The sequence below is a fragment of the Halorhodospira sp. M38 genome (assembly GCF_022227985.1).
GTDB classification, from domain to species: domain Bacteria; phylum Pseudomonadota; class Gammaproteobacteria; order Nitrococcales; family Halorhodospiraceae; genus Halorhodospira; species Halorhodospira halophila_A.
In genome coordinates this window covers 63,353-84,736 of the sequence record NZ_JAJNQP010000010.1, presented here as the reverse complement: position 1 = coordinate 84,736, position 21,384 = coordinate 63,353, and the positions used below count along the sequence as shown (strand labels likewise).

Annotated in this window: 28 protein-coding genes; 13 read left to right on the top strand and 15 right to left on the bottom strand. The window is 69.1% G+C overall.

All coding sequences use genetic code 11. From position 1 onward, the window contains the following. From LRA98_RS07965 to LRA98_RS07950, 4 genes are all read right to left on the bottom strand, one after another. On the bottom strand, window positions 1–735 hold the full coding sequence (locus LRA98_RS07965; RefSeq protein ID WP_201242362.1) for a cytochrome c1: 735 nt from the start codon (window positions 733–735) through the stop codon (window positions 1–3). Window position 736: 1 nt separating this feature from the next. Beyond that, window positions 737–1,969 (bottom strand): cytochrome b, encoded by a 1,233-nt coding sequence (locus LRA98_RS07960; RefSeq protein ID WP_201242360.1) that lies wholly within the window; start codon window positions 1,967–1,969, stop codon window positions 737–739. Continuing rightward, the gene (locus tag LRA98_RS07955) at window positions 1,969–2,157 is read right to left on the bottom strand and encodes a hypothetical protein (RefSeq protein WP_201172609.1); all 189 of its coding nucleotides are present in this window, start codon (window positions 2,155–2,157) and stop codon (window positions 1,969–1,971) included. The genes LRA98_RS07960 and LRA98_RS07955 overlap by 1 nt, the downstream gene beginning before the upstream one ends. An 89-nt stretch (window positions 2,158–2,246) precedes the next feature. After that, a complete protein-coding gene (locus LRA98_RS07950) occupies window positions 2,247–3,005 on the bottom strand; it encodes a Nif3-like dinuclear metal center hexameric protein (protein ID WP_201172616.1) in 759 nt (252 codons plus the stop codon). 28 nt (window positions 3,006–3,033) lie between these two features. Here LRA98_RS07950 and LRA98_RS07945 point away from each other — a divergent pair, with 28 nt between their 5' ends. After that, window positions 3,034–4,290, top strand: coding sequence for a trypsin-like peptidase domain-containing protein (locus LRA98_RS07945; RefSeq protein WP_201172619.1), 1,257 nt, complete (start codon window positions 3,034–3,036; stop codon window positions 4,288–4,290). A 50-nt stretch (window positions 4,291–4,340) separates the two neighbouring features. On the opposite strand, the gene hisC is transcribed toward LRA98_RS07945, so the two are convergent. The 10 genes from hisC to LRA98_RS07895 form a co-directional block, all read right to left on the bottom strand. After that, the gene (hisC, locus tag LRA98_RS07940; RefSeq protein ID WP_238633537.1) at window positions 4,341–5,438 is read right to left on the bottom strand and encodes a histidinol-phosphate transaminase; all 1,098 of its coding nucleotides are present in this window, start codon (window positions 5,436–5,438) and stop codon (window positions 4,341–4,343) included. Further along, on the bottom strand, window positions 5,431–6,750 hold the full coding sequence (hisD, locus tag LRA98_RS07935; RefSeq protein WP_238633536.1) for a histidinol dehydrogenase: 1,320 nt from the start codon (window positions 6,748–6,750) through the stop codon (window positions 5,431–5,433). Before hisD ends, hisC begins: the two co-directional genes overlap by 8 nt. A gap of 20 nt (window positions 6,751–6,770) precedes the next feature. Further along, entirely contained in the window at window positions 6,771–7,415 is a 645-nt protein-coding gene (gene hisG, locus LRA98_RS07930; protein ID WP_201172634.1) for an ATP phosphoribosyltransferase, read from the bottom strand. 22 nt (window positions 7,416–7,437) lie between these two features. Continuing rightward, a complete protein-coding gene (gene murA, locus LRA98_RS07925; protein WP_201172646.1) occupies window positions 7,438–8,694 on the bottom strand; it encodes a UDP-N-acetylglucosamine 1-carboxyvinyltransferase in 1,257 nt (418 codons plus the stop codon). A 4-nt stretch (window positions 8,695–8,698) separates the two neighbouring features. After that, window positions 8,699–8,950 carry a BolA family protein gene (locus LRA98_RS07920; protein WP_201172648.1) on the bottom strand — a complete coding sequence of 84 codons (252 nt, stop codon included), beginning with the start codon at window positions 8,948–8,950 and terminating at the stop codon, window positions 8,699–8,701. A gap of 62 nt (window positions 8,951–9,012) precedes the next feature. Continuing rightward, the gene (locus LRA98_RS07915) at window positions 9,013–9,327 is read right to left on the bottom strand and encodes an STAS domain-containing protein (RefSeq protein ID WP_238633535.1); all 315 of its coding nucleotides are present in this window, start codon (window positions 9,325–9,327) and stop codon (window positions 9,013–9,015) included. Next, a complete protein-coding gene (locus LRA98_RS07910; protein WP_238633534.1) occupies window positions 9,324–9,950 on the bottom strand; it encodes an MlaC/ttg2D family ABC transporter substrate-binding protein in 627 nt (208 codons plus the stop codon). The genes LRA98_RS07915 and LRA98_RS07910 overlap by 4 nt, the downstream gene beginning before the upstream one ends. A gap of 31 nt (window positions 9,951–9,981) precedes the next feature. Further along, window positions 9,982–10,437 (bottom strand): outer membrane lipid asymmetry maintenance protein MlaD, encoded by a 456-nt coding sequence (gene mlaD / locus LRA98_RS07905; protein ID WP_238633533.1) that lies wholly within the window; start codon window positions 10,435–10,437, stop codon window positions 9,982–9,984. Window positions 10,438–10,450: 13 nt separating this feature from the next. Continuing rightward, entirely contained in the window at window positions 10,451–11,227 is a 777-nt protein-coding gene (gene mlaE / locus LRA98_RS07900; protein WP_238633532.1) for a lipid asymmetry maintenance ABC transporter permease subunit MlaE, read from the bottom strand. Beyond that, a complete protein-coding gene (locus LRA98_RS07895) occupies window positions 11,224–12,048 on the bottom strand; it encodes an ABC transporter ATP-binding protein (RefSeq protein ID WP_201172663.1) in 825 nt (274 codons plus the stop codon). Before LRA98_RS07895 ends, mlaE begins: the two co-directional genes overlap by 4 nt. Window positions 12,049–12,160: 112 nt before the next feature. Between LRA98_RS07895 and LRA98_RS07890 the strand changes: the two genes are divergently transcribed. The 12 genes from LRA98_RS07890 to LRA98_RS07835 are packed head-to-tail and all read left to right on the top strand — an operon-like array spanning window position 12,161 to window position 19,980. Beyond that, on the top strand, window positions 12,161–13,180 hold the full coding sequence (locus tag LRA98_RS07890) for a KpsF/GutQ family sugar-phosphate isomerase (protein WP_238633531.1): 1,020 nt from the start codon (window positions 12,161–12,163) through the stop codon (window positions 13,178–13,180). Then, window positions 13,177–13,740 carry a KdsC family phosphatase gene (locus LRA98_RS07885; RefSeq protein WP_238633530.1) on the top strand — a complete coding sequence of 188 codons (564 nt, stop codon included), beginning with the start codon at window positions 13,177–13,179 and terminating at the stop codon, window positions 13,738–13,740. The genes LRA98_RS07890 and LRA98_RS07885 overlap by 4 nt, the downstream gene beginning before the upstream one ends. A gap of 3 nt (window positions 13,741–13,743) precedes the next feature. Further along, window positions 13,744–14,307: an LPS export ABC transporter periplasmic protein LptC gene (lptC, locus tag LRA98_RS07880; protein ID WP_238633529.1), complete on the top strand. Its 564-nt coding sequence runs from the start codon at window positions 13,744–13,746 to the stop codon at window positions 14,305–14,307. Beyond that, entirely contained in the window at window positions 14,294–14,821 is a 528-nt protein-coding gene (gene lptA, locus LRA98_RS07875) for a lipopolysaccharide transport periplasmic protein LptA (protein ID WP_238633528.1), read from the top strand. The genes lptC and lptA overlap by 14 nt, the downstream gene beginning before the upstream one ends. 4 nt (window positions 14,822–14,825) lie before the next feature. Continuing rightward, complete coding sequence (gene lptB / locus LRA98_RS07870) at window positions 14,826–15,551, top strand: LPS export ABC transporter ATP-binding protein (protein ID WP_201172693.1); 726 nt, start codon at window positions 14,826–14,828, stop codon at window positions 15,549–15,551. 40 nt (window positions 15,552–15,591) lie between these two features. Beyond that, entirely contained in the window at window positions 15,592–17,046 is a 1,455-nt protein-coding gene (locus LRA98_RS07865; protein ID WP_201172695.1) for an RNA polymerase factor sigma-54, read from the top strand. Between the two features lie 42 nt (window positions 17,047–17,088). After that, the gene (gene hpf, locus LRA98_RS07860) at window positions 17,089–17,415 is read left to right on the top strand and encodes a ribosome hibernation-promoting factor, HPF/YfiA family (protein WP_201172697.1); all 327 of its coding nucleotides are present in this window, start codon (window positions 17,089–17,091) and stop codon (window positions 17,413–17,415) included. A gap of 43 nt (window positions 17,416–17,458) precedes the next feature. Further along, entirely contained in the window at window positions 17,459–17,929 is a 471-nt protein-coding gene (locus LRA98_RS07855) for a PTS sugar transporter subunit IIA (protein ID WP_201172700.1), read from the top strand. Further along, window positions 17,926–18,447, top strand: a complete 522-nt coding sequence (locus tag LRA98_RS07850) for an HPr kinase/phosphorylase (RefSeq protein ID WP_238640830.1) — start codon at window positions 17,926–17,928, stop codon at window positions 18,445–18,447. Before LRA98_RS07855 ends, LRA98_RS07850 begins: the two co-directional genes overlap by 4 nt. Then, window positions 18,444–19,307: an RNase adapter RapZ gene (gene rapZ, locus LRA98_RS07845; protein ID WP_201172705.1), complete on the top strand. Its 864-nt coding sequence runs from the start codon at window positions 18,444–18,446 to the stop codon at window positions 19,305–19,307. The genes LRA98_RS07850 and rapZ overlap by 4 nt, the downstream gene beginning before the upstream one ends. Next, complete coding sequence (locus tag LRA98_RS07840) at window positions 19,304–19,708, top strand: PTS sugar transporter subunit IIA (RefSeq protein WP_238633526.1); 405 nt, start codon at window positions 19,304–19,306, stop codon at window positions 19,706–19,708. The genes rapZ and LRA98_RS07840 overlap by 4 nt, the downstream gene beginning before the upstream one ends. Then, window positions 19,705–19,980, top strand: coding sequence for an HPr family phosphocarrier protein (locus LRA98_RS07835; protein ID WP_201172710.1), 276 nt, complete (start codon window positions 19,705–19,707; stop codon window positions 19,978–19,980). Before LRA98_RS07840 ends, LRA98_RS07835 begins: the two co-directional genes overlap by 4 nt. 21 nt (window positions 19,981–20,001) lie before the next feature. On the opposite strand, the gene pmbA is transcribed toward LRA98_RS07835, so the two are convergent. Further along, complete coding sequence (pmbA, locus tag LRA98_RS07830) at window positions 20,002–21,345, bottom strand: metalloprotease PmbA (RefSeq protein WP_238633525.1); 1,344 nt, start codon at window positions 21,343–21,345, stop codon at window positions 20,002–20,004. Window positions 21,346–21,384: the final 39 nt, after the last annotated feature.

The window sequence follows — 21,384 nt, the reverse complement described above, 5'->3', positions numbered from 1 at the left end:
TCACTTCTTGATATCTCGCCAGAACTCCTTGTACAGGAGATAGAAGACACCGGTCATGACGATCAGGAAGAGGATCACCCAGACCCCCATCCGCTCGCGGTCCGCCCGGATGGGCTCACCGGCGTAGGACAGGAACGCCGTCAGCTGCGCGGTGACCTCGCGGTACTCCTCTTCGCTCAGCTTGCCCTCGGCACCCTCGATGATCTCGAAGTCGACGATGTTGCCATCGTCGTCCCTGACCGCTTTCTGATCACCCTGCAGGGCGAACAGGATGTGCGGCATGGAGGTGCCTTCCTGGACGTAGTTGTTGTAACCCACCTCGGCGTCTTCATCGACGTAGAAGGTGTTGAGGTAGGTATAGATCCAGTCATCGCCCTCCACCCGGGAGGTCAGGGAGAGATCCGGCGGCGTCAGCCCGAACCAGTTCTCGCCGTCCTCGGGATCCATGGGCGAGATGATCGGCTCGTGCAACTCGAAGTTGCCGCGCATGATCTTCTCTTCGACCCAGTCCTCGTCCTGGCCGACGTCATCGGCCAGCCGCTGGTAGCGCAGGTACTCCACCGAGTGGCAGCCGACGCAGTAGTCGGCGAAGAGTTCGGCGCCCTTGCGGATGGACTCCCGGTCGTGATGGCTGATGTTCGGCTCCATCATCCCCACCTCGGCCTTCACCGCGCCGGTGAAGGCCAGGGTGAGGAATGCGCCCAGTGCGATTCCGGTCTTCTTTTTCATGCTCATGTCAGACGGTCACCCTTTCCGGAACAGGCTTCGTCTTCTCGAACCCGTAGTAGGTGTAGACCCAGAGGAAGACGAAGAACCCGAAGTAGATCACGGTCGAGATCTGGCTCAGCAGGATCGGCAGGCCCGTGGGCTCCTCCATCCCGGCCCAGGTCAGCACCAGGAAGGACACTGTGAAGGCGGTCAGCGCGATCTTGAAGCCGAGACCGCGATAGCGGATGGACTTCACCGGGCTGCGGTCGATCCAGGGCAGGAAGAGCAGGATGCCAGGCGCCGCCAGCATGACGATCACGCCCAGGGCCTCGCTCGGGATCGACTGCAGCATGGCGTACCACGCCGTGAAGTACCAGATCGGATGGATCACCTCGGGCGTCTGCAGCGGGTTGGCCTCCTGGAAGTTCGGCGCCTCGATGAAATAGCCACCGAAGGTCGGCGCGAAGAACATCACCGCGCAGAACAGGATCAGGAAGATGCCCCAGCCGAACATGTCCTTGACCGTGACATACGGGTGGAACCCGACACCGTCGATCGGCTTGCCGTTCTCGTCCTTGTTCTGCTTGATCTCGACGCCGTCGGGGCTGCTGGAGCCGACATGGTGCAGGGCGACGATGTGGACGAAGACCAGCGCGATCAGGACCAGCGGCAGTGCCACCACATGGAGGGCGAAGAGCCGGCCCAGCGTCGCCTCGTTGACGACGAAGCCGCCCTGCAGCCAGATCACCAGCTCGTCACCGACCACCGGGATGACACCCGCCAGGGCGATGATCACCTGCGCCGCCCAGTACGACATCTGCCCCCAGGGCAGCACGTAGCCCATGAACGCCTCGGTCATCAAGACGAGGTAGATGAGCACGCCGGTGATCCAGAGGAGTTCGCGCGGCTTCTTATAGGAGCCGTAGAGCAGCCCCCGGAACATGTGCAGGTACACGACCAGGAAGAACGCCGATGCGCCCGTCGTGTGCATGTAGCGCATCAACCAGCCCCAGTCCACGTCGCGCATGATGAACTCCACTGAGGAGAATGCGCGCTCGACGGAGGGCTGGTAGTAGAACATCAGCCAGATGCCGGACACGATCTGGATCACAAGAACCAGGATCGAGAGCGATCCGAACAGGTACCACCAGTTGACGTTCTTGGGGACGTAGTACTCGGTCATGTGGTACCGCCAAGTACTCGTCATGGGATAGCGGTCATCCATCCACTGCTGCAGACCGCTGAGATTGAGACGGTTCATCACGCCGCGCCCTCCTCTTCGTCTTCGGTATCCTCGCCGATGACGAGCTTAGTGTCCTCCGGGAGCCGGTCCTGCGGCACCGACAGCTCCCCGGTCCTGGTCCCCCGCACCCGACACGCCCGCCCGTCGCGGCTCCCTGCCGTGTCCGGGGATACGGGGTATACAAGCAGCGCGTAAGCTTCGTACATCGCATCGCCAGGCGTCAAGGCAGCGACTGGCCGCCCGGACACCCCCGGGTTTGCCGATAGGCTATTACATTGACCGTGATACGTCATGTCTAGGCCGGGTTATCGATCTCCACGTAGTGGTGGTCCAGGCCGAGGGCTTCGGCCAGATGCGACCCCAGCGCCTGCACGCCGCTGCGCTCGGTGGCATGGTGCCCGGCGGCCAGATAATGGAGCCCCCGCTCCCGGGCGACGTGGGTAGTGGGCTCCGAGAGCTCACCGGAGATAAAGGCGTCCACGCCGAGATCCGCCGCCTGGTCGATCAAGCCGTCGGCCCCGCCACTGCACCAGGCGACCCGGCGGATGGCCGCCGGCCCCCCGTCGACGTGAAGCGGCGCCCGACCCAGCGCCTGCTCGAGCCGCGCGGCGAAGGCCACCGGGGTTTCCGCCCCGGGCAGCGCCCCGGACCAGAGCAACCCGGGCACCCCCTTGGCAGCGTGCCGGCCGTCGGTCTGCAGCCCCAGCAGGCGCGCCAACCCGGCGTTGTTGCCCAGCTCGGGGTGCACGTCCAGGGGCAGATGGTAAGCGAAGAGGTTGACCCCCGCCCCGATAAGCCGCCGCAGACGGCGGGCCTTCATGCCCACCACCCGCGGATCCTCGCCCTTCCAGAAGTAGCCGTGGTGGACGATCAAGGCGTCGGCGTCGAGATCGCACGCCGCTTCCACCAGGGCGGCACTGGCGGTCACCCCGGTGACCACCGTGGCGATCTCCTCGCACCCTTCCACCTGCAGGCCATTGGGCGCGTAGTCGGTGTACTCAGCCGGGGTGAGCAGCTCGTTCAGGTATGCTTCAAGGCGGTTTCGATGCACCATGTTCCCGATTCTCAATGCAGGCGTTCTCATGAGGCTAGCAGGACGATCCGGGTGGCGGCCATTGGGCCTGCAGGGGCCCGAGTGGATCCGCTTTCTTGTCGGCTACACCGGGCTGGGCCTGGTCTTGGCACTGGTCATCGTGTGGGTCAACCCCGACCTACTCGGGCCGCTGACGCCGCGCGTCGAGATCACCGCGGACGACGACCGCGAGACCCCGCCGCCGGCGCGACCAAATGACGCACCCGAGGCCACCCCCACCGGGCAGGGCCCGGTTTCCTATGCCGACGCCGTCGAGCGGGCCGCGCCCGCGGTGGTGAACATCTTCACCGTCAAGCAGGTCACCGAGCAGCTGGTACCGCCCGGGTTCGATGATCCGCTGTTCCGGCGCTTCTTCGGCGAGCCGCCCACCCGCGAGCGCCAGCGCACCGAAACCAGCCTCGGCTCCGGGGTCATCGTCGCCGAGGACGGTTACGTCGTCACCAATCACCACGTCATCGACGAGGCCGATCAGATCCAGGTACTGCTCGCCGACGGGCGCCAGAAGGCGGCCACGGTGGTCGGCCGCGACCCGGAGACCGACCTGGCGGTACTGCGCATCGAGGCCGAGCGGCTGCCGGTGATCACCTTCGCCCGGGACGAGCGGGTGCGCGTCGGCGATGTCGTGCTGGCCATCGGCAACCCCTTCGGCGTCGGGCAGACCGTGACCCACGGGATCATCAGCGCCACCGGACGCGACCAACTGGGGCTGTCGACCTTCGAGAACTTCCTGCAGACCGATGCCGCGATCAACCCGGGCAACTCCGGCGGCGCGCTGGTCGACGCCGAAGGCCGGCTGGTGGGGATCAACACCGCGATCTTCAGCGGCAGCGGCGGCTCCCAGGGCATCGGTTTTGCCATTCCAGCGGGGATCGCCCAGGCGGTGATGGCCGACCTGATCCAGTACGGCCGCGTGGTACGCGGCTGGCTCGGGGTGCAGGCGCAGCGACTGACGCCGGCGCTCGCCGAATCCTTCGGGCACCCGCCGGATACCGAGGGCGTGGCGATCACCCACGTCCTGCCCCGGGGCCCGGCGGATCAGGCCGGCCTGCAGGCCGGCGATATCATCATCCAACTCGGCGAACAGCGCATCCGCGACGTCCAGGACCTGCTGCAGGCCGCCAGCGAGGCGGCACCCGGTACCGAGATGGAGGTCGCCGGCTACCGCGACCAAGAGCCGTTCTCGACCTCCGTCACACTGGGCGAACGCCCCGACATGCAGCAGCCCAGCCGACCCGGCCGGCGCTGAGGGGCCCCGCCCCCCCCCCCCCCCCCCCCCCGGGGGGCGGGGGGCGCCCCTTACACCGCGACGGCAAGCGTCTCGGCCAGCGCCTCGAGGAAGCGGTTGTTCTCCTCCGGCCGGCCAACGGTCACGCGCAGGCAGTCTTCCAGGCGCGGATGGCTGCCATGCAGGCGCTTGATCAGCACCCCTCGATCCAGCAGCCCGCGGTGAACGGCGTCAGCACTGCCCTGAGGAACGCGGAAGGTGAGGAAGTTGGTCTCGGTCGGGGCCACGTACTCCACCCCGGGCACCGCCGGCAGCTCCTCGACCAGACGGGCCCGCTCGGCGAGGACATGGGCCACGGCGCGGTCCAGTGCCTCCTGGTGCTCGACGGCGAAGGCGGCACTGGCCTGCGCCAGGCTGCCCAGATTGTAGGGCAGACGGCCTTTCTCCAGCTGCTCGATCCAGGCCGGATGACCGATCAGTACCCCGACCCGCAACCCGGCCAGGCCGACCTTGGAGAGGGTGCGTAGCACCATACAGTTGGGGAACTCGAGCACCCGCGGGAGGAAGCTGCTGTCGGCGTAGGGTGCGTAGGCCTCGTCGACCACCACCAGCCCGTCGCTCTGCGCCACCAGCTCGGCCACGGCATCGAGGTCCAGGCCGTTGCCGGTGGGATTGTTGGGGTGGGCCAGGTAGGTGACCGCGGGACAATGCACCGAAGCGGTCTCCAGGGTGGCCGGGAGGTCGAGCCCGAACTCCGGCCCCAGGGGCACTTCCACGTACTCGGCCCCGGTGAGGTTGGCGATGATCCGGTACATGGCAAAGCTCGGCCCCGGCGCCATGACGGTGCGCCCGCTGCCGGCCACTGCCAGATCGATGAGCTGGATGAGTTCGTCGGAGCCATTGCCGAGCAGCAAATCGGCACCCTTCGGCACGCCCAGGCTCTCTCGCAACAGCGCCTTCAGCTGCCGCGCTGCCGGATCCGGGTAGCGGTTTACCGCCACCGAGCGCATCCGCTCGAGCCAGGCCTCCTCCAGGGCCCCGGGCCAGGCCCAGGGGCTCTCCATGGCGTCGAGCTTGATCGCCCTGCCCGGCTCGGCGACCTGATAGGCCTCCAGCGCCTGCACCTGCGGCCGCACCCAGCGGGCGACCCGCGCCTCGACCTCAGTCACCGTTGCTCTCCTCCGCCTGACCACGATACTCCGCCGACCGGGCATGAGCGGTCAGCCCCTCGCCGCGGGCCATCACTGCGGCGGTTCCGGCCAGCGCCGCGGCGCCGGCGGGGGAGCAAGCCAGGGTGGTGGAACGCTTCTGGAAGTCATAAACCCCCAGGGGCGAAGCGAAGCGCGCTGTCCGCGAGGTCGGCAGCGTATGGTTGGGGCCGGCGCAGTAATCACCCAACGACTCGGCGCTGTAGTGCCCCAGGAAGATCGCCCCGGCGTGGCGGATCCCCTCGGCCAACCGGTCGGGCTCGGTAACGGACAGCTCTAGGTGCTCGGGGGCCACATAGTTGGCCACCCGCTGCGCCTCCTCAAGATCGCGGACGCAGATCAGCGCCCCGCGCTCGGCCAGCGAGGTGCGGATGATCTCGGAGCGTTCCATGTCCGGCAGCAGGCGCTCCATGGCCGCCTGCACCTGGTCGAGGAAGACGAAATCGGGGCAGACCAGCAGGGCCTGGGCCTCCTCGTCGTGCTCGGCCTGGGAGAACAGGTCCATGGCGATCCACTCGGGGTCGGCCTGACCGTCGCTGATGATCAGCACCTCGGAGGGGCCGGCGATCATGTCGATGCCCACCACCCCGTAGACCCGTCGCTTGGCCTCGGCCACGTAAGCATTGCCGGGACCGACGACCTTGTCCACGGCGGGCACGGTCTCGGTGCCGTAAGCCAGCGCCGCCACCGCCTGCGCCCCGCCCAGGGTGAAGATGCGGTCGACCCCGGCGACGTGGGCAGCGGCCAGCACAAGCGGCGACAGCTCACCCCCCGGGGCCGGAACAGTCATGACGATCTCCTGCACCCCGGCCACCCGGGCGGGGACGGCATTCATCAGCACCGACGAGGGGTAGGCGGCCTTGCCACCGGGGACGTAGACGCCGACCCGGTCGAGGGCCGTCACCTGCTGGCCGAGGCGATTGCCGTCGGCATCCTCGTAGACCCAGGACTCCAGGCGCTGGCGCCCGGCGTAGTCGCGAATCCGCGCGGCGGCCTGTTCCAGCGCCTCGCGCATCTCGGGGGCCACCTGCTCGTGGGCCGCCGCCACCTCCTCGGCTGGAATCTCCAGGGCCGCCATCGAGTCCACCTCCCGACCATCGAACCGCCGGGTATAGTCCAGCACGGCTGCGTCACCGCCGGTGCGCACGCCCTCGACCACCTCGGCGACCCGCTGCTCGATGGAAGCGCCCGGATGACTGCCCCAGCTCGTCAGGGCATCGAGGCTGTCCCAGAAGTCGGGTTGCGTGGTGCTCAGCCGCTTGATGTCGACCATGGTTCCCCCTCGCGATAAAGCTAACTGGTGTCCTTGGCGCGCGCCGCCGCAGCCAGATCGTCGATCAGCGTCCCCAGCCTGCGCGGGCTGGTCTTCAGCGACGCCTTGTTGACGACCAACCGCGAGCTGATCGGCATGATCTCCTCGAGCGGCGCCAGCCCGTTGGCGCGCAGGGTGTTCCCGGTGTCGACCAGGTCCACGATGAGATCGGCCATGCCAACCAACGGCGCCAGCTCCATGGAGCCGTAGAGTTTGATGATCTCGGCCTGGCGGCCCTGCGCAGCGAAGTGCTGGCGCGCCAGATGGACGAACTTGGTGGCCACGCGCGGACGACGCCCGGGGGGCGGACCGTCCGGCGGCCCGGCCACCATCAGCCGGCACCGGGCGATGCCCAGATCCACCGGGTCGTAGAGGCCGTCACCACCGTGCTCGAGGAGCACGTCCCGCCCGGCCACGCCGAGGTCGGCGCCGCCGTGCTCGACGTAGGTCGGCACGTCCGAGGCGCGCACCACGAGCAGCCGCACATCCTCGCGGTTGGTCCCGATGATCAGCTTGCGGCTGGCGTCCGGATCCTCGGCGGGCTCGATCCCGCAGCGGGCGAGCAGCGGCAGGGTCTCTTCCAGGATGCGTCCCTTGGACAGGGCCAGGGTCAGGATTCGGCTCATGGTATTCGGTCGGTCTCCGTCGTCAGTCGGGGACACGCTGGATATCGGCGCCGAGCTGCGCCAGCTTCTCCTCGATACACTCGTAGCCCCGGTCGATATGGTAGATCCGGTCCACCCGCGTCTCTCCCTCGGCCACCAGCCCGGCCAGCACCAGGCTTGCCGAGGCGCGCAGGTCGGTGGCGATCACCGGTGCTGCGGTCAGCTGCTCGACGCCGCGGATGCGCGCCCGGGGGCCTTCGATCTGGATGTCGGCACCCATGCGTTGCATCTCCAGGCAGTGCATGAAGCGATTCTCGAAGACGGTCTCGGTCACCGTCCCGACCCCGGTGGAGATCGCGTTCAGCGCGCAGAACTGCGCCTGCATGTCGGTGGGGAACCCGGGGTACGGAGCGGTCTCCAGGTTCACGGCGCGGGGGCGACCATCCATGCGCAGCGTCACCCAGTCGCGCCCGGTGGCCACCTCCGCTCCGCTCTCGCGGAGCTTGCCCAGGACCGACTCCACGAGCTCCGGTGCGGTATCCTTGAGCCGCACCTCACCACCGGTCATGGCCGCGGCCACCAGGTAAGTGCCGGTCTCGATGCGATCCGGCAGCACCCGGTGGTGCACCCCGCGCAGGGTCTCAACCCCTTCGATGGTCAGGGTCGACGTGCCCGCCCCCTGGACGTGCCCGCCCATGGCGTTGATGCAGTCCGCCAGATTGATCACCTCGGGCTCGCGGGCGGCGTTCTCCAGCACCGTGGTACCACGGGCCAGGGCGGCCGCCATCATCAGATTCTCCGTGCCGGTGACCGTCGAGACATCCATGCGGATGTGCGCCCCCCGGAGTCGGTCGGCGTGCCCCTTGATGTAGCCATCGCGCACCTCGATCTCGGCGCCCATGGCGCGCAGCCCATCCACGTGGATGTTGACCGGACGCGAGCCGATGGCGCAGCCGCCGGGCAGCGACACCTCGGCCCGGCCGAAACGCGCCAGCAACGGCCCGAGCACCAGGATCGAGGCACGCATCGTCTTGACCAGCTCGTAGGGGGCCCGAAAGCTGTCGATGGTCGCGGTGTTGACCTCGACCTCCATCCCCTCGTGCACGGTCAGCTCCACGCCCATGCGCCCGAGCAGCTCCATGGTGGTGGTGACGTCGTGCAGGTGCGGGATGTTACCGACGGTGGTCGGCCCGTCGGCCAGCAGGGTCGCCGCCATGACCGGCAGGGCCGCATTCTTCGCTCCGGAGATACGGATGTCGCCGCGCAGGGGGTTGCCGCCGCGGATGAGCAGTCGCTCCATCGGCCTACCCCGCCTTCTGCTGTTGCTCGTGCTCCGGGGGCGTCAGGGTCCGCATGGAGATGGCGTGCAGGGTATCGTCATCGATGTGGGCGCGCAGGGCGCGATTGACCAGGCGGTGGCGCTGGATGCGCGACAGCCCCTGGAAGTCGGGGCTGACGATGAAGGCACGGAAGTGGCGACCGTCACCACTGACCTCCACCCGAACATCGCTGAGCTGTTCCTGGATCAGGCGTTCGATCTCTTCTGGCTGCATCATGGGGCGATCCCCTCCGGAAACGGACCGCGGGCTCCCCGCGAAGGCGGACGATTATAGCGGATTCAGGCCGGGACGTCGGCGATTTCCAGCACCGACCCGGCCCCGCTGGCCCGGACAATGGCCAGCATCTGCTCGGGAACATGGCAAAGGCGCAGCCGCCCGCCCCGCCCCCGGGCTTGCCGGGTCCAGTCGATCAGGAGCGCAACACCGGCGCTGTCGGTCCGCTCCACCTCGGCCAGATCGATCTCGCAGGCCCCGCCCTCAACGGCGAACCGCTCCATGCCCTGCACCCACAGCTCCCCCACGGTATCGAACTCCAGGCGCCCGGTGACACGCCAGCGCCCGTCCGCCCCATTGACGAGGGCCGTCCGGGTCATTCGAATCCGATCTCCCGGTTGCGCTGCGCCATCTCCTCGATCACGGTTTCCAGATCGCGATCACGCAGCCGCGAGCGGAAGTCCTCGCGGTAGTTGTGGATCATGCTCACGCCCTCGGCGGTGACATCCACCAGCTTCCAGGCGTCCTCGCGCTCTTCGAGGCGGTAGAGGATGCGCGCGCGGCTGTCGCCGGAGCCAACCTCCATACCCACCTGCACCCCGCCGTCGCGCTGGCGGCTACCGAGGATGCGCACGTCGACCCCCTGGTAGTCCTCCATGCTCGAGGCGTAGGTGCGCAGCAGGCTGCGCTGGAACTCGGTCACGAACCGCTCACGGGTCTGCTCGTCGGCGTCCCGCCAGTGCGGCCCGAGGATGCGCGCGCCGATCCGGTCGTAGTCGATGTGCGGCTCGACCACCGGGGCCAGCTTGTCGTAGAGCGCCACCGGGTCGCCGGCGATCTCCTCGCCGTGCTCCTCGAGCACCCGCAGCACCTCGTCGGTCACCTCCTCGACCACCTGGCGCGGGTCCGGCTTGGCCACCGCCTGACCGGCGCCCAGCGCCAGCGCCAGCGCCAGAGCGAGCATCAGCGCCAGGGAACGTCCCCACCGATTCACCTTGTCCATCGATCCTGCCTCCCTCGCCCGCGCGGCGAGTTCAATCCTGCATGCTGGTGACGAACTGGCCGATGATCCGCTCGAGGACCACGGCCGACTGGGTCTCGGTGATCCGATCGCCATCGGCCAGAGGCTCGGTCTCCCACCCCGGCTCCAGCCCCACGTACTGCTCGCCGAGCAGACCGGCGGTGTAGATGGCCGCCGCACTGTCCGCCGGGATGGCACCGAAGCGTTCGTTGATGCGCATCTTGACCTCGGCCTGGTGGCTGTCCGGATCGAGCCGGATCGCCTCGACCCGCCCCACCCGCACCCCGGCCATGCTCACCGGCGCCTTCTCGCGCAGGCTGCCGATATTGTCGAACTTGGCAGTCACATAATAGCTGGGCGGCTGGCGCAGCTCGGTCAGGCCGCTGACCTGCAGGGCCAGGACCATCATCGCCGCCAGGCCGATGGCCACGAACACGCCGACCCAGATCTCCATGAGCCGCTGACTCATACCCTATGCTCCGTCAGTCGAACATCAGCGCGGTGAGCAGAAAGTCGATCCCGAGCACCGCCAGCGAGGCATGCACCACGCTGAGGGTCGTCGCCCGGCTGACGCCGCTGGAGGTCGGCACCGCCATGTAGCCCTTGTGCAGGGCGATCCAGCCGACCAGAAAGCCGAAGACGACGCTCTTGATCACGCCGTTCAAGATATCATCCTGGACGGTGACCGCGTTCTGCATGTTGGACCAGAAGGCACCGCCGTCGATCCCCACCATCCCCACGGCCACCAGGTAGCCGCCAAAGACGCCCACCGCACTGAACACCGCGGCGAGCAGCGGCACGGCCAGCAGGGCAGCGAAGAAGCGCGGCGCGAGGATGCGGCGCTCGGGATCGACGGCCATCATCTCCATGCTCGAAAGCTGCTCGGTGGCCTTCATCAGCCCCACCTCGGCAGTCAATGAGGAGCCGGCGCGCCCGGCGAACAGCAGCGCCGTCACCACCGGCCCAAGCTCGCGGACCAGCGACAGGGCGACCATGGTGCCGACCGCCTCGGTGGCCCCAAAGTCCGACAGGGTGTAGTACCCCTGCAGGCCGAGCACCATGCCGACGAACAGCGCCGAGACCAGGATGATCACCAGCGACAACACGCCCACGGCGTAGATCTGTTCGACGAGCAACCGCGGACGCACCACCACCTCGGGAGCGGCCCGCAGGATCCGCCCCATCAGCAGCACCGCCTCACCCAGGCCACGCAGCCCGTTCAGGGTCCGCTGCCCCAACGCCTGGAACAGACCGGTCATCGCCGCCCCCCGCCGATCAGCTCGTCGGCCAGCCCGGGCGCCGGATAGTGGAACGGCACCGGCCCGTCCGGCCGGGCATCAATGAACTGGCGCAGCGACTCCGACTGCGCCTCCTGCAGGGCCGCCGGGGTGCCCTCGGCGATGACCGCCCCGTCGGCCAGTACGTAGACGTAATCCGCGATGGCCAGGGTCTCCTGGACGTCGTGGGAAACCACCACCGAGGTCAGGCCGAGGACATCGTTGAGCCGCCGAATCAGGTCCACCAGCACCCCCATGGTGATCGGGTCCTGGCCGGCGAAGGGCTCGTCGTACATCACCATCGCCGGATCCATGGCGATGGCCCGGGCCAGGGCCACCCGCCGGGCCATGCCGCCGGAGAGCTCCGCCGGCATCAGCTCCCGGGCGCCACGCAGCCCCACCGCCTCGAGCTTGAGCAGAACCAGGGTCTCGAGCAGGGATTCGGGGAGCCGGGTGTGCTCACGCAGCGGGAAAGCCACATTCTCGAAGACTGACAGGTGGGTGAACAGCGCCCCGCTCTGGAACAGCACCCCCATGCGCCGACGCAGGCGATAGAGCGCCTGGCGACCGAGGCGGGGCACCTCCTCGCCCATGACCTCCACCGAGCCGGCCCCGGGCCGGAGCTGACCGCCCAGCACGCGCAGGAGGGTGGTTTTGCCCGTGCCACTCGGGCCCATGATGGCGGTCACCCGACCCCGCCGGATGTCGAGGTCCACGCCATCGAAGATCGCCCGGCCGCCGCGCTCGACCCGCAGGCCACGCACCCGCGCCAAGATCTCGTCGCCGGTGTCTGCGACGCCCATCAGCCTACTCGGTTCTGGAAAAGGGACCGGCAGTATCCATCCCCGCGCCGGGGTGGTCAATTCTGCCCCGGGGGTTGTCCGATCCGGCGAACAGATGTCGTAGAATGGACGGATGACGCCCATGCGCACCCTGATCGAACGGCATCAAGGCGCCCCGGAAGAAGGCGACGAGCGACTCCGGGCCCTCGGTCGCGCCGTCCTGCAGCTCGAGGCCGATGCCGTCGCCGCCCTCGGCGAGCGCATCGACCAGCCTTTCAGCGAAGCGTGCCGGCACATGCTCGCCTGCCGTGGACGGGTGATCGTCACCGGGATGGGCAAGTCCGGGCACATCGGCTCGAAGATGGCCGCCACCCTGGCGAGCACCGGGACACCGGCGTTCTTTGTCCACCCCGGCGAGGCCAGCCACGGCGACCTGGGCATGGTCACCCCCGACGATGTGGTCATCGCGCTGTCGAACTCCGGCGAGACCGACGAGCTCACCGCCATCCTGCCGCTGATCAAGCGCCTCGGGGTGCCGCTGATCGCCCTCACCGGACGTCCGGAGTCGACCCTGGCCCGGGCTGCCTCGGTCCACCTGAACGTCGGCGTCGAACAGGAGGCCTGCCCTCTCGGGCTGGCGCCCACGGCAAGCACGACGGCCACCCTGGCCATGGGCGACGCCCTCGCCGTCGCACTGCTCGATGCGCGCGGCTTCACCGCCGAGGACTTTGCCCGTTCGCACCCCGGCGGCAAACTCGGACGCCGGCTGCTGCTCCATATCGAGGACATCATGCAGACCGGCGAGCGCATCCCCCGCGTCGCCCCCGGAACTGCTCTCCGTGACGCCCTGCTGGAGATCAGCCGCAAGGGGTTGGGCATGACCGCCATCGTCGACGAGGAGCAGCGGGTGCTGGGCATCTTCACCGACGGCGACCTGCGCCGGACCCTGGACCGCGGGGCCGACATCCACCAGACCCCCATCGAGGCGGTGATGAGCCTGAGCCCGCAGACCGCGTCACCGGATCTGCTCGCCGCCGAGGCCGCCGAGCGCATGGAGCGCCACCGCATCAATGCCCTGCTGGTCACCGACGCCGAGGACCGGCTGGTGGGCGCCCTGAACATGCACGACCTGCTGCGCGCCGGAGTCGTATGAGCACCACCCCGCCCCGCCCCTACTGCGACGCACCCACGCCGGACGTCCTGCGCCGGGCCGAGCCGGTGCGCCTCGCCCTGTTCGACGTCGATGGCGTCCTTACCGACGGGACCGTCTTCGTCGGCGGCAGCGGTGAGCCGCTGCAGGCGTTCCACATCCACGACGGGAAGGGGCTGCGCATGCTCCAGGACGCCGGTATCGAGGTGGGCTGGATCACCGCCCGCGGGGGCCACTCGGTCATGCGCCGGGCCGAGGAGCTCGGGGTCCGCCACGTCCTGCGTGGCCGCTCGGACAAGGGCGACGCCCTGACCGAGGTGGCCGAGCGCCTCGGGCTCGCCCCGGAGGCGTGCGCCTACACCGGTGACGACCTGATCGACCTGCCGGCGATCCGCCGGGCCGGTTTCGGGGTCGCCGTGGCCGACGGCCACCCCCAGCTGCACGCCCAGGCCGACTGGGTCACTGCACGCCCCGGGGGGCGCGGCGCCGTGCGCGAGGTGGCCGAGCTGATCCTGCACGCCCAGGGCCACCTTGAACCGATGCTGCGCCGGGCGGAAGGCTGAGCCATGCGCCGCGGCTCCCTCTACCCCCTAGCAGCCCTCACCCTGACCGTCCTCCTCGGTCTGCTGCTTACCCGCGACCCGGCGCCGCCGGCCCCGGAGACCGCTGCCCCTCCCGAAGAGCGCCCGGACTTCTTCCTCGAGGGGTTTACCATGGTTGATTTCGACGAGCAGGGGCAGCGCCGTGCGGCCCTTTCCGGGCGCACCGGCGAGCACTTCCCCGGCCGCGGCGAGCTCGAGATCATCGACCCCGACCTGCGCATGCGCTCTCGCGACGGCGTCCTCTGGGAGGCCCGCGCCCCCTTCGGCATCGCCGAACGCGAGGGCGGGGAAGTCCGCCTGTTCGAAGAGGTGGACATCCGTCGTCCGGCCCAGCAGGCGCGTCCGCCGCTGGATATCAACACCCACAACCTGCTGGTGGACCTGCGCGCCGGCGAGGCGCGCACCGTCGAGGCGGTCACCGCTCGCGAGCCGGCCGGCACCCTGCGCGGAACCGGGATGACCCTGGATTACCGCGCGGATCGCCTGCGCCTGCACGCCGACGTCCGGGGGTCGTATGGAGCGTACTGACGCCGCCAGCCGTATCCGCGTGGGACTGCTCGTCGCCGCGACCCTGCTCGCCGCTGCCCTGCCGGCAACGGCCGTGGGCCAGCGCGACGAGGCACCGATCGAACTGGAGGCCGACCGGGTGGATGTCGACGCGGTCGCCGGAGTCAGCGTCTACGAGGGCGACGCCGTGCTCACGCGGGGCGAGATGCGCATCACCGGGGATCGCATGGAGGTCTACACCGACGAGGACGGCGACCTGAGCCACGTCTACGTCGACGGCACGCCGGCCACCTACCGCGATCACCCCGAGAACCAGCCTCGCCCCGTGCATGCCGAGGCGAAACGCATGGAGTACTACTCCCGCGGTCCCGAACGTGCCCATTTCCAGGGCGATGCACATCTCTGGCAGGGGGATGATCAAGTCACCGCCGAGACCATCGACGTCGACCTGGAGGGGCAGGTCATGAAGGCCCGCGGCGCCGAGGGGCAGCGGGCGCGGACCATCCTGTATCCGGCACGGCGCGAGGAGGAATGACCCGTTGGTGACGCTGCGCGCGGAGGGGCTGAGCAAGCGCTATCGCGGCCGCACCGTGGTCAACGGCGCGGGGCTGGAGGTCGCCGACGGTGAGATCGTCGGCCTGCTCGGCCCCAACGGGGCCGGCAAGACCACGTGCTTTTACATGGTCGTCGGCCTGGTGCAGGCCGACGAGGGACGAATCACCCTGGAAGGCGACGACCTCACCCGGTTGCCCATTCACGCCCGGGCCCGATTGGGCATCGGCTACCTCCCCCAGGAACCCTCGGTCTTTCGTAAACTGAGCGTTGCGGATAACGTACGGGCCATCCTGCAGCTGCGCGACGACCTGGACGGCACTGAGCGCGAGCAGGAGCTGGATCGCCTGCTCGAGGAGTTCGGCGTGACCCACGTGCGCGACTCCCCGGGGATCGCCCTGTCCGGGGGCGAGCGCCGGCGCGTGGAGATCGCCCGCGCCCTCGCGGCGAATCCGCGGTTCATACTGCTTGATGAGCCATTCGCCGGGGTCGACCCCATCTCGGTGGGCGAGATCCAGCGGATCGTCCGCCAGCTGGCGCAACGGGGTATCGGCGTGCTGATCACCGACCATAACGTGCGCGAGACGCTGGGCATCGTGCAACGCGCCTACATCCTCAGTGACGGCGAGGTGCTGGCCGCCGGGGACGCCGAGAGCGTGCTGGCCAACCCGCGGGTACGCGAGGTGTACCTGGGCGAGGACTTCCGCCTGTGAGTGACGGACTACGGATGCTTCAAGCACAACGGACACGGCCATGAAGCAGTCGCTTCAGCTACGCATCGGTCAGCAGCTGACCATGACCCCGCAGCTGCAGCAGGCCATCCGGCTGCTGCAACTCTCCAGCCTGGAGCTGCGCACCGAGATCCAGCAGGCCCTGGAGTCGAACTTCATGCTCGAGCTCGATGAGGAGGCCGAACCCGGGCAGGAGCAGGAGCAGCAGGAAACGGAACCCCACGAGGACGAGGCACCGGCCAGCGAACCCGCCGGCGAGGACATCCCCGAAGACCTGCCCCTGGACACCTCCTGGGACGACATCTACGACGGCAGCACGGCACTGAGCGCCCCCGGCGACGAGGGTGCGCAGCGCGACACCCTCGACAACCGGCCGGCCGCCTCCGACAGCCTCCAGCAGCACCTGCACGCGCAGATCGAGCTCGAGGCCTTCTCCGCCCGGGAGCGCTCCATCGCCGAGGTCATCGTCGACGCCGTCGGCGACGACGGCTACCTGACCCAGAGCACCGAGGATCTGCTGGCCGGCTGTCCGGCCGACGAGCAAGTCAGCGCCGAGGAGCTAGAGGCGGTCCTGCAGCGTGTCCAGCGGCTCGACCCGACCGGCGTTGCCGCCCGCGACCCTCAGGAAGCGCTGTGCGTCCAGCTCGAGCAGCTTCCCGAGGACACGCCCTGGCGTGCGGAGGCGCAGCACGCCCTCCTCCACCACCTGGAGCTCATCGCCGAACGCCGCCATGACGACCTGGGCCGCGCCCTGGGGGTCGGCGAAGATGCCCTCGGCGGCATCCTCGGTCTGATCCAGAGCCTCGATCCACGCCCGGGCTCGCAGATCAGCGACACAACCCCGGACTACATCATCCCCGATGTCCTCGTCGTGCGCCGCGACGGCGTCTGGCAGGTGGAACTCAACGGCGAGACCGCCCCCCGCTTGCGCGTCAACGCGTATTACGCCAGCCTGATCCGCAGAGCGGACCGCAGCGCGGACAACCACTGCCTGCGCAACCATCTCCAAGAGGCGCGCTGGCTGATCAAGAGCCTGCGCAGCAGGAACGAGACCTTGCTGAAAGTGGCCAGCGCCATCGTAGAGCGGCAACAGGGGTTCCTCGACCACGGCGAGGAGGCGATGCAACCACTGGTTCTGCGCGAGATCGCCGAGGCGGTGGAGATGCACGAGTCCACCATCTCCCGCATCACCACCAACAAGTACATGCACACCCCGCGGGGCACCTTCGAGTTCAAGTACTTTTTCTCGAGCCACGTGCAGACCAGCGACGGCGGAGAGGCTTCGGCGACGGCGATCCGGGCGCGGATCCGCCGGCTGATCGCCGAGGAGGATCGGGCAAAACCGCTGAGTGACAGCGCGATTGCGCGTATCCTTCATGAGGAGGGGATCCAGGTGGCGCGTCGGACGGTCGCCAAGTACCGGGAGTCCCTGTCCATCGCATCGTCGGCGGAGCGCAGGGAGGCCCGGGGGCGCTGAGGCCCCCGGCTCCGCCGGCGGCAAAGGGGTTCAGGAGGCGGTATGCAGATCAAGCTCAGTGGGCATCATGTCGAGATCACCCCGGCCCTCCGGGCGCATGTGAACGAGAAGATGCAACGCATCCAGCGCCACTTCGACCACGTCATCGATACCGAGGTGATCCTCACGGTGGAGAAGAAGCAGCAGAAGGCCGAGTCGGTCATCCACATCGGGGGTGGCGGCGGGCGCGTTTTTGCCGATGCCATCGAGGAGGATCTCTATGCAGCCATTGACGTGCTCGTGGACAAGCTTGACCGTCAGGTCCTGAAACACAAAGAGAAGGCCGTCGATCAGCGACGGCAGGGCGCGTCCCTCAAGGCCAGCCTTTAAGGCGGCGGGACGCGGTTCAGCGGGCCAGCCGATCGGACACTCCATGGACATCGAGCAACTCATCACGCCGGAACGTGTTCGCTGCGAGAGCGGCATCGAGGACAAGGAGCAGGTGCTCCTGCGCATAGGCGAGCTGATCGGGGCCAGCGGCGACGGCCTCGACGCCCGGGAGATCAGCAACCGGTTGCTGGCCCGTGAGCGACTGGGCAGCACGGGCCTGGGGCACGGCGTCGCCGTGCCCCACGCCCGCATCGACGGGATCGACCGCGCCATCGGGGCCCTCATCCGCCTGGACCGGGGCATCGATTTCGACGCCTTCGACAAGGCACCGGTGGACCTGCTCTTCGCCCTCGTCGTACCCGAGCACTTCACCGACGAGCACCTGCAGATCCTCGCCAGCCTTGCCGAGATGTTCAGCGACAGCAGCCTGTGCGAGCGGCTGCGCCGCTCCTCGGACGGGGACGAGCTGCAGATGGCCCTGCGCGAATGGCAGTCGCACGCCGACCCATCGTGAACGCGGCCGGGAACCGGCCGGTCATCCCCGGCCTGCTGATGGCGGTCCACGGCCGCGGGATTCTGCTGGAGGGCCCCAGCGGCGTGGGCAAGAGCGACGCCGCCCTGGCGCTGCTCGACCGTGGTCACGCCCTGGTGGCCGACGACGCCGTACAGCTGCGCCGCGACGGTGATCGCCTGCTCGGCGCCGGTCCGCAGCAGGGGCGGGGGCTGCTCTGCCTGCGCGACCTCGGCCTGGTGGACATCACCGAACTCTACGGCCCCGCGGCGCTGCGCAGCGAGACCGCCGTGGCTCTGTGCATCCAGCTCCAGCGCGCTCCCGGCCCCACCGAAGCCGAGGCCGCCCTGCACGGCCGGCGCGATCACCGCGAACTGCTCGGCCTGGCCCTACCCCGGGTGACCCTGACCGACAGCGAACGCCGGCCGCTGGCGCCGCTGATCGAGGCCGCCGCCGGCCGCCTCGTCGCGGAGGTCGCAACACACCAGCGCAGCGGCCGGAACCACGGGGTGCCGGCATGAGCGAACTGCGCCTGATCGTGGTCAGCGGCCTGTCGGGCTCGGGCAAGAGCGTCGCCCTGCACACCCTGGAAGACGCCGGTTACTACTGCATCGATAACCTGCCAGTGAGCCTGATCGGCGAGCTGGCCCGCTACGCGCAGAATCGCGACGCACCCACCGGCGAGCGCTTCGCGGTGGGGCTGGACGCCCGCAACCCGCCCCGCGACCTACAGCGCCTGCCCGAGACGCTGACTGCGCTGCGCGAGCAGGGCATCGCCACCGAGGTGCTGTTCCTCTACGCCGAAGACGCCATCCTCATGCGCCGCTATAGCGAGACCCGGCGGCGCCACCCCCTGGCCGAGGGCGATCAGCCGCTGGCCGACGCCCTGCGCGCCGAGCGCGCCCTGCTCGAACCGCTGCGCGAGGTGGCCGACTGGAGTATCGACACCTCGCGGACCACGGTCCACGACCTGCGCGGGCTGATCTCCGAGCGGGTCGCGGGCGAGCGCAGCGGTGTGTCGGTGCTGGTCCAGTCCTTCGGCTTTAAGCACGGCATCCCCACGGACGCCGACTACGTCTTCGACGCCCGCTGCCTGCCCAATCCACACTGGGAGCCTCGGCTGCGCGCCTACACCGGCCGCGATGACAGCGTCCGCGCCTTCCTGGAGGCGCAGCCCGAAACCGAGACCCTGTTCGACCAGATCGACACGATGATTCGCCACTGGCTGCCGGTCCATCAGCAGTCAGGGCGCAGCTACCTGACCGTGGCCATCGGCTGCACCGGCGGGCAGCACCGTTCGGTCTACCTCGCCGAGCGGCTGGCCGCAGCACTGCAGGCTGACTGCAGCCACGTGACCCTGCGCCACCGGGAGCTGTCATGAGGGTCGGACTGCTCATCGTCGCCCACCGACACATCGGCTCGGAGATCCTGGCCACGGCCTCGCGCACGCTCGGCATCTGCCCGCTGCAGACCGAGTCGCTGGAGGTCTTCAACGAGGACGAGCGCAACGAGCTACTCGAACGCGCCGGCTCCCTGATCACCCGACTCGACCAGGGGGCCGGGGTCCTCATCCTCTCCGACGCCTACGGCTCCACCCCCTCCAACGTCGCCGTGGCGGCCGGCACCGACCGCCACTGCCGGGTGGTCACCGGCCTGAACCTGCCGATGCTCCTGCGCGTCTTCAACTACCCCGGGCGATCCCTCGACGAACTGGCCGAATCCGCCGCTGCCGGCGGCCGAGCCGGCATCATCGCGGTCGGTGAAGGAGCCCCGCCGTCATGATCGAGCAACAAGCCACCATCACCAACCGCCTCGGACTCCACGCCCGGGCCGCCGCCCGTTTCGTGACCATCGCCAGCGAGTACGAGAGCGAGATCCACGTCCGCTACGGGGACAAGCGCGTCAACGGCAAGAGCATCATGGGACTGATGATGCTCGCCGCCGGCCATCAGGCCACGATCACCATTGAGGCCGAGGGCGCGGACGCCGAGGCCGCCCTCGAGGCCCTAACCCGTCTGGTGGCCGAGGGCTTCGGCGAGACCGAGCACGGTTGACCCGCGCCCGGCACCGGACGCTCACTGCCCGGCGACGGTCATCTCCTCGACCAGGATCGAGCCACAGCGGATGTTGCCGCGCCGGTCCACGTCGCCGCCCACCGCCTGGATGCCGGCGAAAAGATCGCGCAGATGGCCGGCGATGGTGATCTCCTGGACCGGGCGGTCGATGGCCCCGTTCTCCACCCAGAAACCGGCGGCACCACGGGAGTAGTCGCCGGTGACCAGGTTGACCCCCTGGCCCATCAGTTCAGTGACCACCACCCCGCGGCCCATGCGCCGGAGCAGGGCGTCGAAGTCCTCATCGCCGCCGCTGACCTCCAGGTTGTGGACGCCGCCGGCGTTGGCTGTGGTCTCCAGGCCCAGCCGGCGGGCGGAGTAGCTGTCCAGCACATAGCGCTGCAGCACCCCGTCCTGCACCAGCGCCGACTCGGTGGTGGCTACCCCTTCCGCATCGAACGCCGTGCTGCCCAGCGCCCGGCAAATGTGCGGCCGCTCGACCATCTGCAGCCAGGCGGGGAAGAGCTGCTCGCCGGCGCTGTCGACCAGGAACGAAGCCTGCCGGTACAGGGCACTGCCCCGGACCGCCGAGACCAGATGGCCCACCAGCCCGCGGGCCACGGGAGCACGGAAGAGCACCGGTACCCGTTCGGTGTTGAGACTCTCGGCGCCAAGCCGGGCCACGGCGTGCTCGGCCGCCTGGCGCCCCACAGCCCGGGCCTCTTCCAGAGCCGCGGGGTCGCGGGCCACGCTGTACCAGTGGTCGCGCTGCATGGCCTCGCCGCGTCCGGCCACCGCCACGCAGTGGATACCGTGGCGCGACTCCGGCAGCACCGAAAAGAAACCGTGGCTGTTGCCGTAGGCGTGCAGGCCGCGGTGGATGCTGACCCCGGCACCCTCGGTGTTCTCGATACGCCGATCGGCCTCCACCGCCGCCGCCTCGCAGTCGCGGGCGAGCTCCACGGCGTCGTCCGCCGACAGGGGCCAGGGGTGATCGAGGTCGAGGTCCGGCGGGTCCACCGCCATGCGCTCGGCCGGTGCCAGACCGTTCGCAGGGTCCTCGGAGGTGTAGCGGGCGATGTCGCAGGCCGCCTGCACGGCTTCGCGCACCGCCTGCTCGGACAGCTCCCCGGCCGAGGCACTGCCCTTGCGGCCACCGAAGTACACGGTGACCCCCATATCCCGGCCACGGTGGTGCTCCAGGGTATCGATCTCACCCTTGCGAACGTTCACCGAAAGGCCGATGTCGCCGGAGCAGGCCGCCTCGGCAGCATCGGCCCCGTGCCCGCGGGCCTCGTCGAGGGCCTGCTGCACCAGACCTTCCAGCGCTGCCGGGGCGGGTAGTTCGTTGCGGGGATCCGGCATGGATTCGCCTTCTCCGTTGTCAGTTGGGTTTCCAGGCGA

Excerpts from the sequence above, each read along its gene's own strand:
- LRA98_RS07965 (WP_201242362.1), bottom strand. The coding sequence starts at position 735 with ATGAGCATGAAAAAGAAGACCGGAATCGCACTGGGCGCATTCCTCACC.
- mlaD (WP_238633533.1), bottom strand. The coding sequence starts at position 10,437 with ATGAGTCAGCGGCTCATGGAGATCTGGGTCGGCGTGTTCGTGGCCATC.
- hpf (WP_201172697.1), top strand. The coding sequence starts at position 17,089 with ATGCAGATCAAGCTCAGTGGGCATCATGTCGAGATCACCCCGGCCCTC.
- pmbA (WP_238633525.1), bottom strand. The coding sequence starts at position 21,345 with ATGCCGGATCCCCGCAACGAACTACCCGCCCCGGCAGCGCTGGAAGGT.
- LRA98_RS07915 (WP_238633535.1), bottom strand. The coding sequence starts at position 9,327 with ATGACCCGGACGGCCCTCGTCAATGGGGCGGACGGGCGCTGGCGTGTC.
- hisG (WP_201172634.1), bottom strand. The coding sequence starts at position 7,415 with ATGAGCCGAATCCTGACCCTGGCCCTGTCCAAGGGACGCATCCTGGAA.
- lptC (WP_238633529.1), top strand. The coding sequence starts at position 13,744 with ATGCGCCGCGGCTCCCTCTACCCCCTAGCAGCCCTCACCCTGACCGTC.
- LRA98_RS07960 (WP_201242360.1), bottom strand. The coding sequence starts at position 1,969 with ATGAACCGTCTCAATCTCAGCGGTCTGCAGCAGTGGATGGATGACCGC.
- hisD (WP_238633536.1), bottom strand. The coding sequence starts at position 6,750 with ATGGTCGACATCAAGCGGCTGAGCACCACGCAACCCGACTTCTGGGAC.
- LRA98_RS07885 (WP_238633530.1), top strand. The coding sequence starts at position 13,177 with ATGAGCACCACCCCGCCCCGCCCCTACTGCGACGCACCCACGCCGGAC.
- rapZ (WP_201172705.1), top strand. The coding sequence starts at position 18,444 with ATGAGCGAACTGCGCCTGATCGTGGTCAGCGGCCTGTCGGGCTCGGGC.
- murA (WP_201172646.1), bottom strand. The coding sequence starts at position 8,694 with ATGGAGCGACTGCTCATCCGCGGCGGCAACCCCCTGCGCGGCGACATC.
- LRA98_RS07955 (WP_201172609.1), bottom strand. The coding sequence starts at position 2,157 with ATGTACGAAGCTTACGCGCTGCTTGTATACCCCGTATCCCCGGACACG.
- LRA98_RS07840 (WP_238633526.1), top strand. The coding sequence starts at position 19,304 with ATGAGGGTCGGACTGCTCATCGTCGCCCACCGACACATCGGCTCGGAG.
- LRA98_RS07865 (WP_201172695.1), top strand. The coding sequence starts at position 15,592 with ATGAAGCAGTCGCTTCAGCTACGCATCGGTCAGCAGCTGACCATGACC.
- mlaE (WP_238633532.1), bottom strand. The coding sequence starts at position 11,227 with ATGACCGGTCTGTTCCAGGCGTTGGGGCAGCGGACCCTGAACGGGCTG.
- LRA98_RS07895 (WP_201172663.1), bottom strand. The coding sequence starts at position 12,048 with ATGGGCGTCGCAGACACCGGCGACGAGATCTTGGCGCGGGTGCGTGGC.
- LRA98_RS07945 (WP_201172619.1), top strand. The coding sequence starts at position 3,034 with ATGAGGCTAGCAGGACGATCCGGGTGGCGGCCATTGGGCCTGCAGGGG.
- LRA98_RS07890 (WP_238633531.1), top strand. The coding sequence starts at position 12,161 with ATGACGCCCATGCGCACCCTGATCGAACGGCATCAAGGCGCCCCGGAA.
- LRA98_RS07835 (WP_201172710.1), top strand. The coding sequence starts at position 19,705 with ATGATCGAGCAACAAGCCACCATCACCAACCGCCTCGGACTCCACGCC.
- LRA98_RS07855 (WP_201172700.1), top strand. The coding sequence starts at position 17,459 with ATGGACATCGAGCAACTCATCACGCCGGAACGTGTTCGCTGCGAGAGC.
- LRA98_RS07950 (WP_201172616.1), bottom strand. The coding sequence starts at position 3,005 with ATGGTGCATCGAAACCGCCTTGAAGCATACCTGAACGAGCTGCTCACC.
- lptA (WP_238633528.1), top strand. The coding sequence starts at position 14,294 with ATGGAGCGTACTGACGCCGCCAGCCGTATCCGCGTGGGACTGCTCGTC.
- LRA98_RS07920 (WP_201172648.1), bottom strand. The coding sequence starts at position 8,950 with ATGATGCAGCCAGAAGAGATCGAACGCCTGATCCAGGAACAGCTCAGC.
- LRA98_RS07910 (WP_238633534.1), bottom strand. The coding sequence starts at position 9,950 with ATGGACAAGGTGAATCGGTGGGGACGTTCCCTGGCGCTGATGCTCGCT.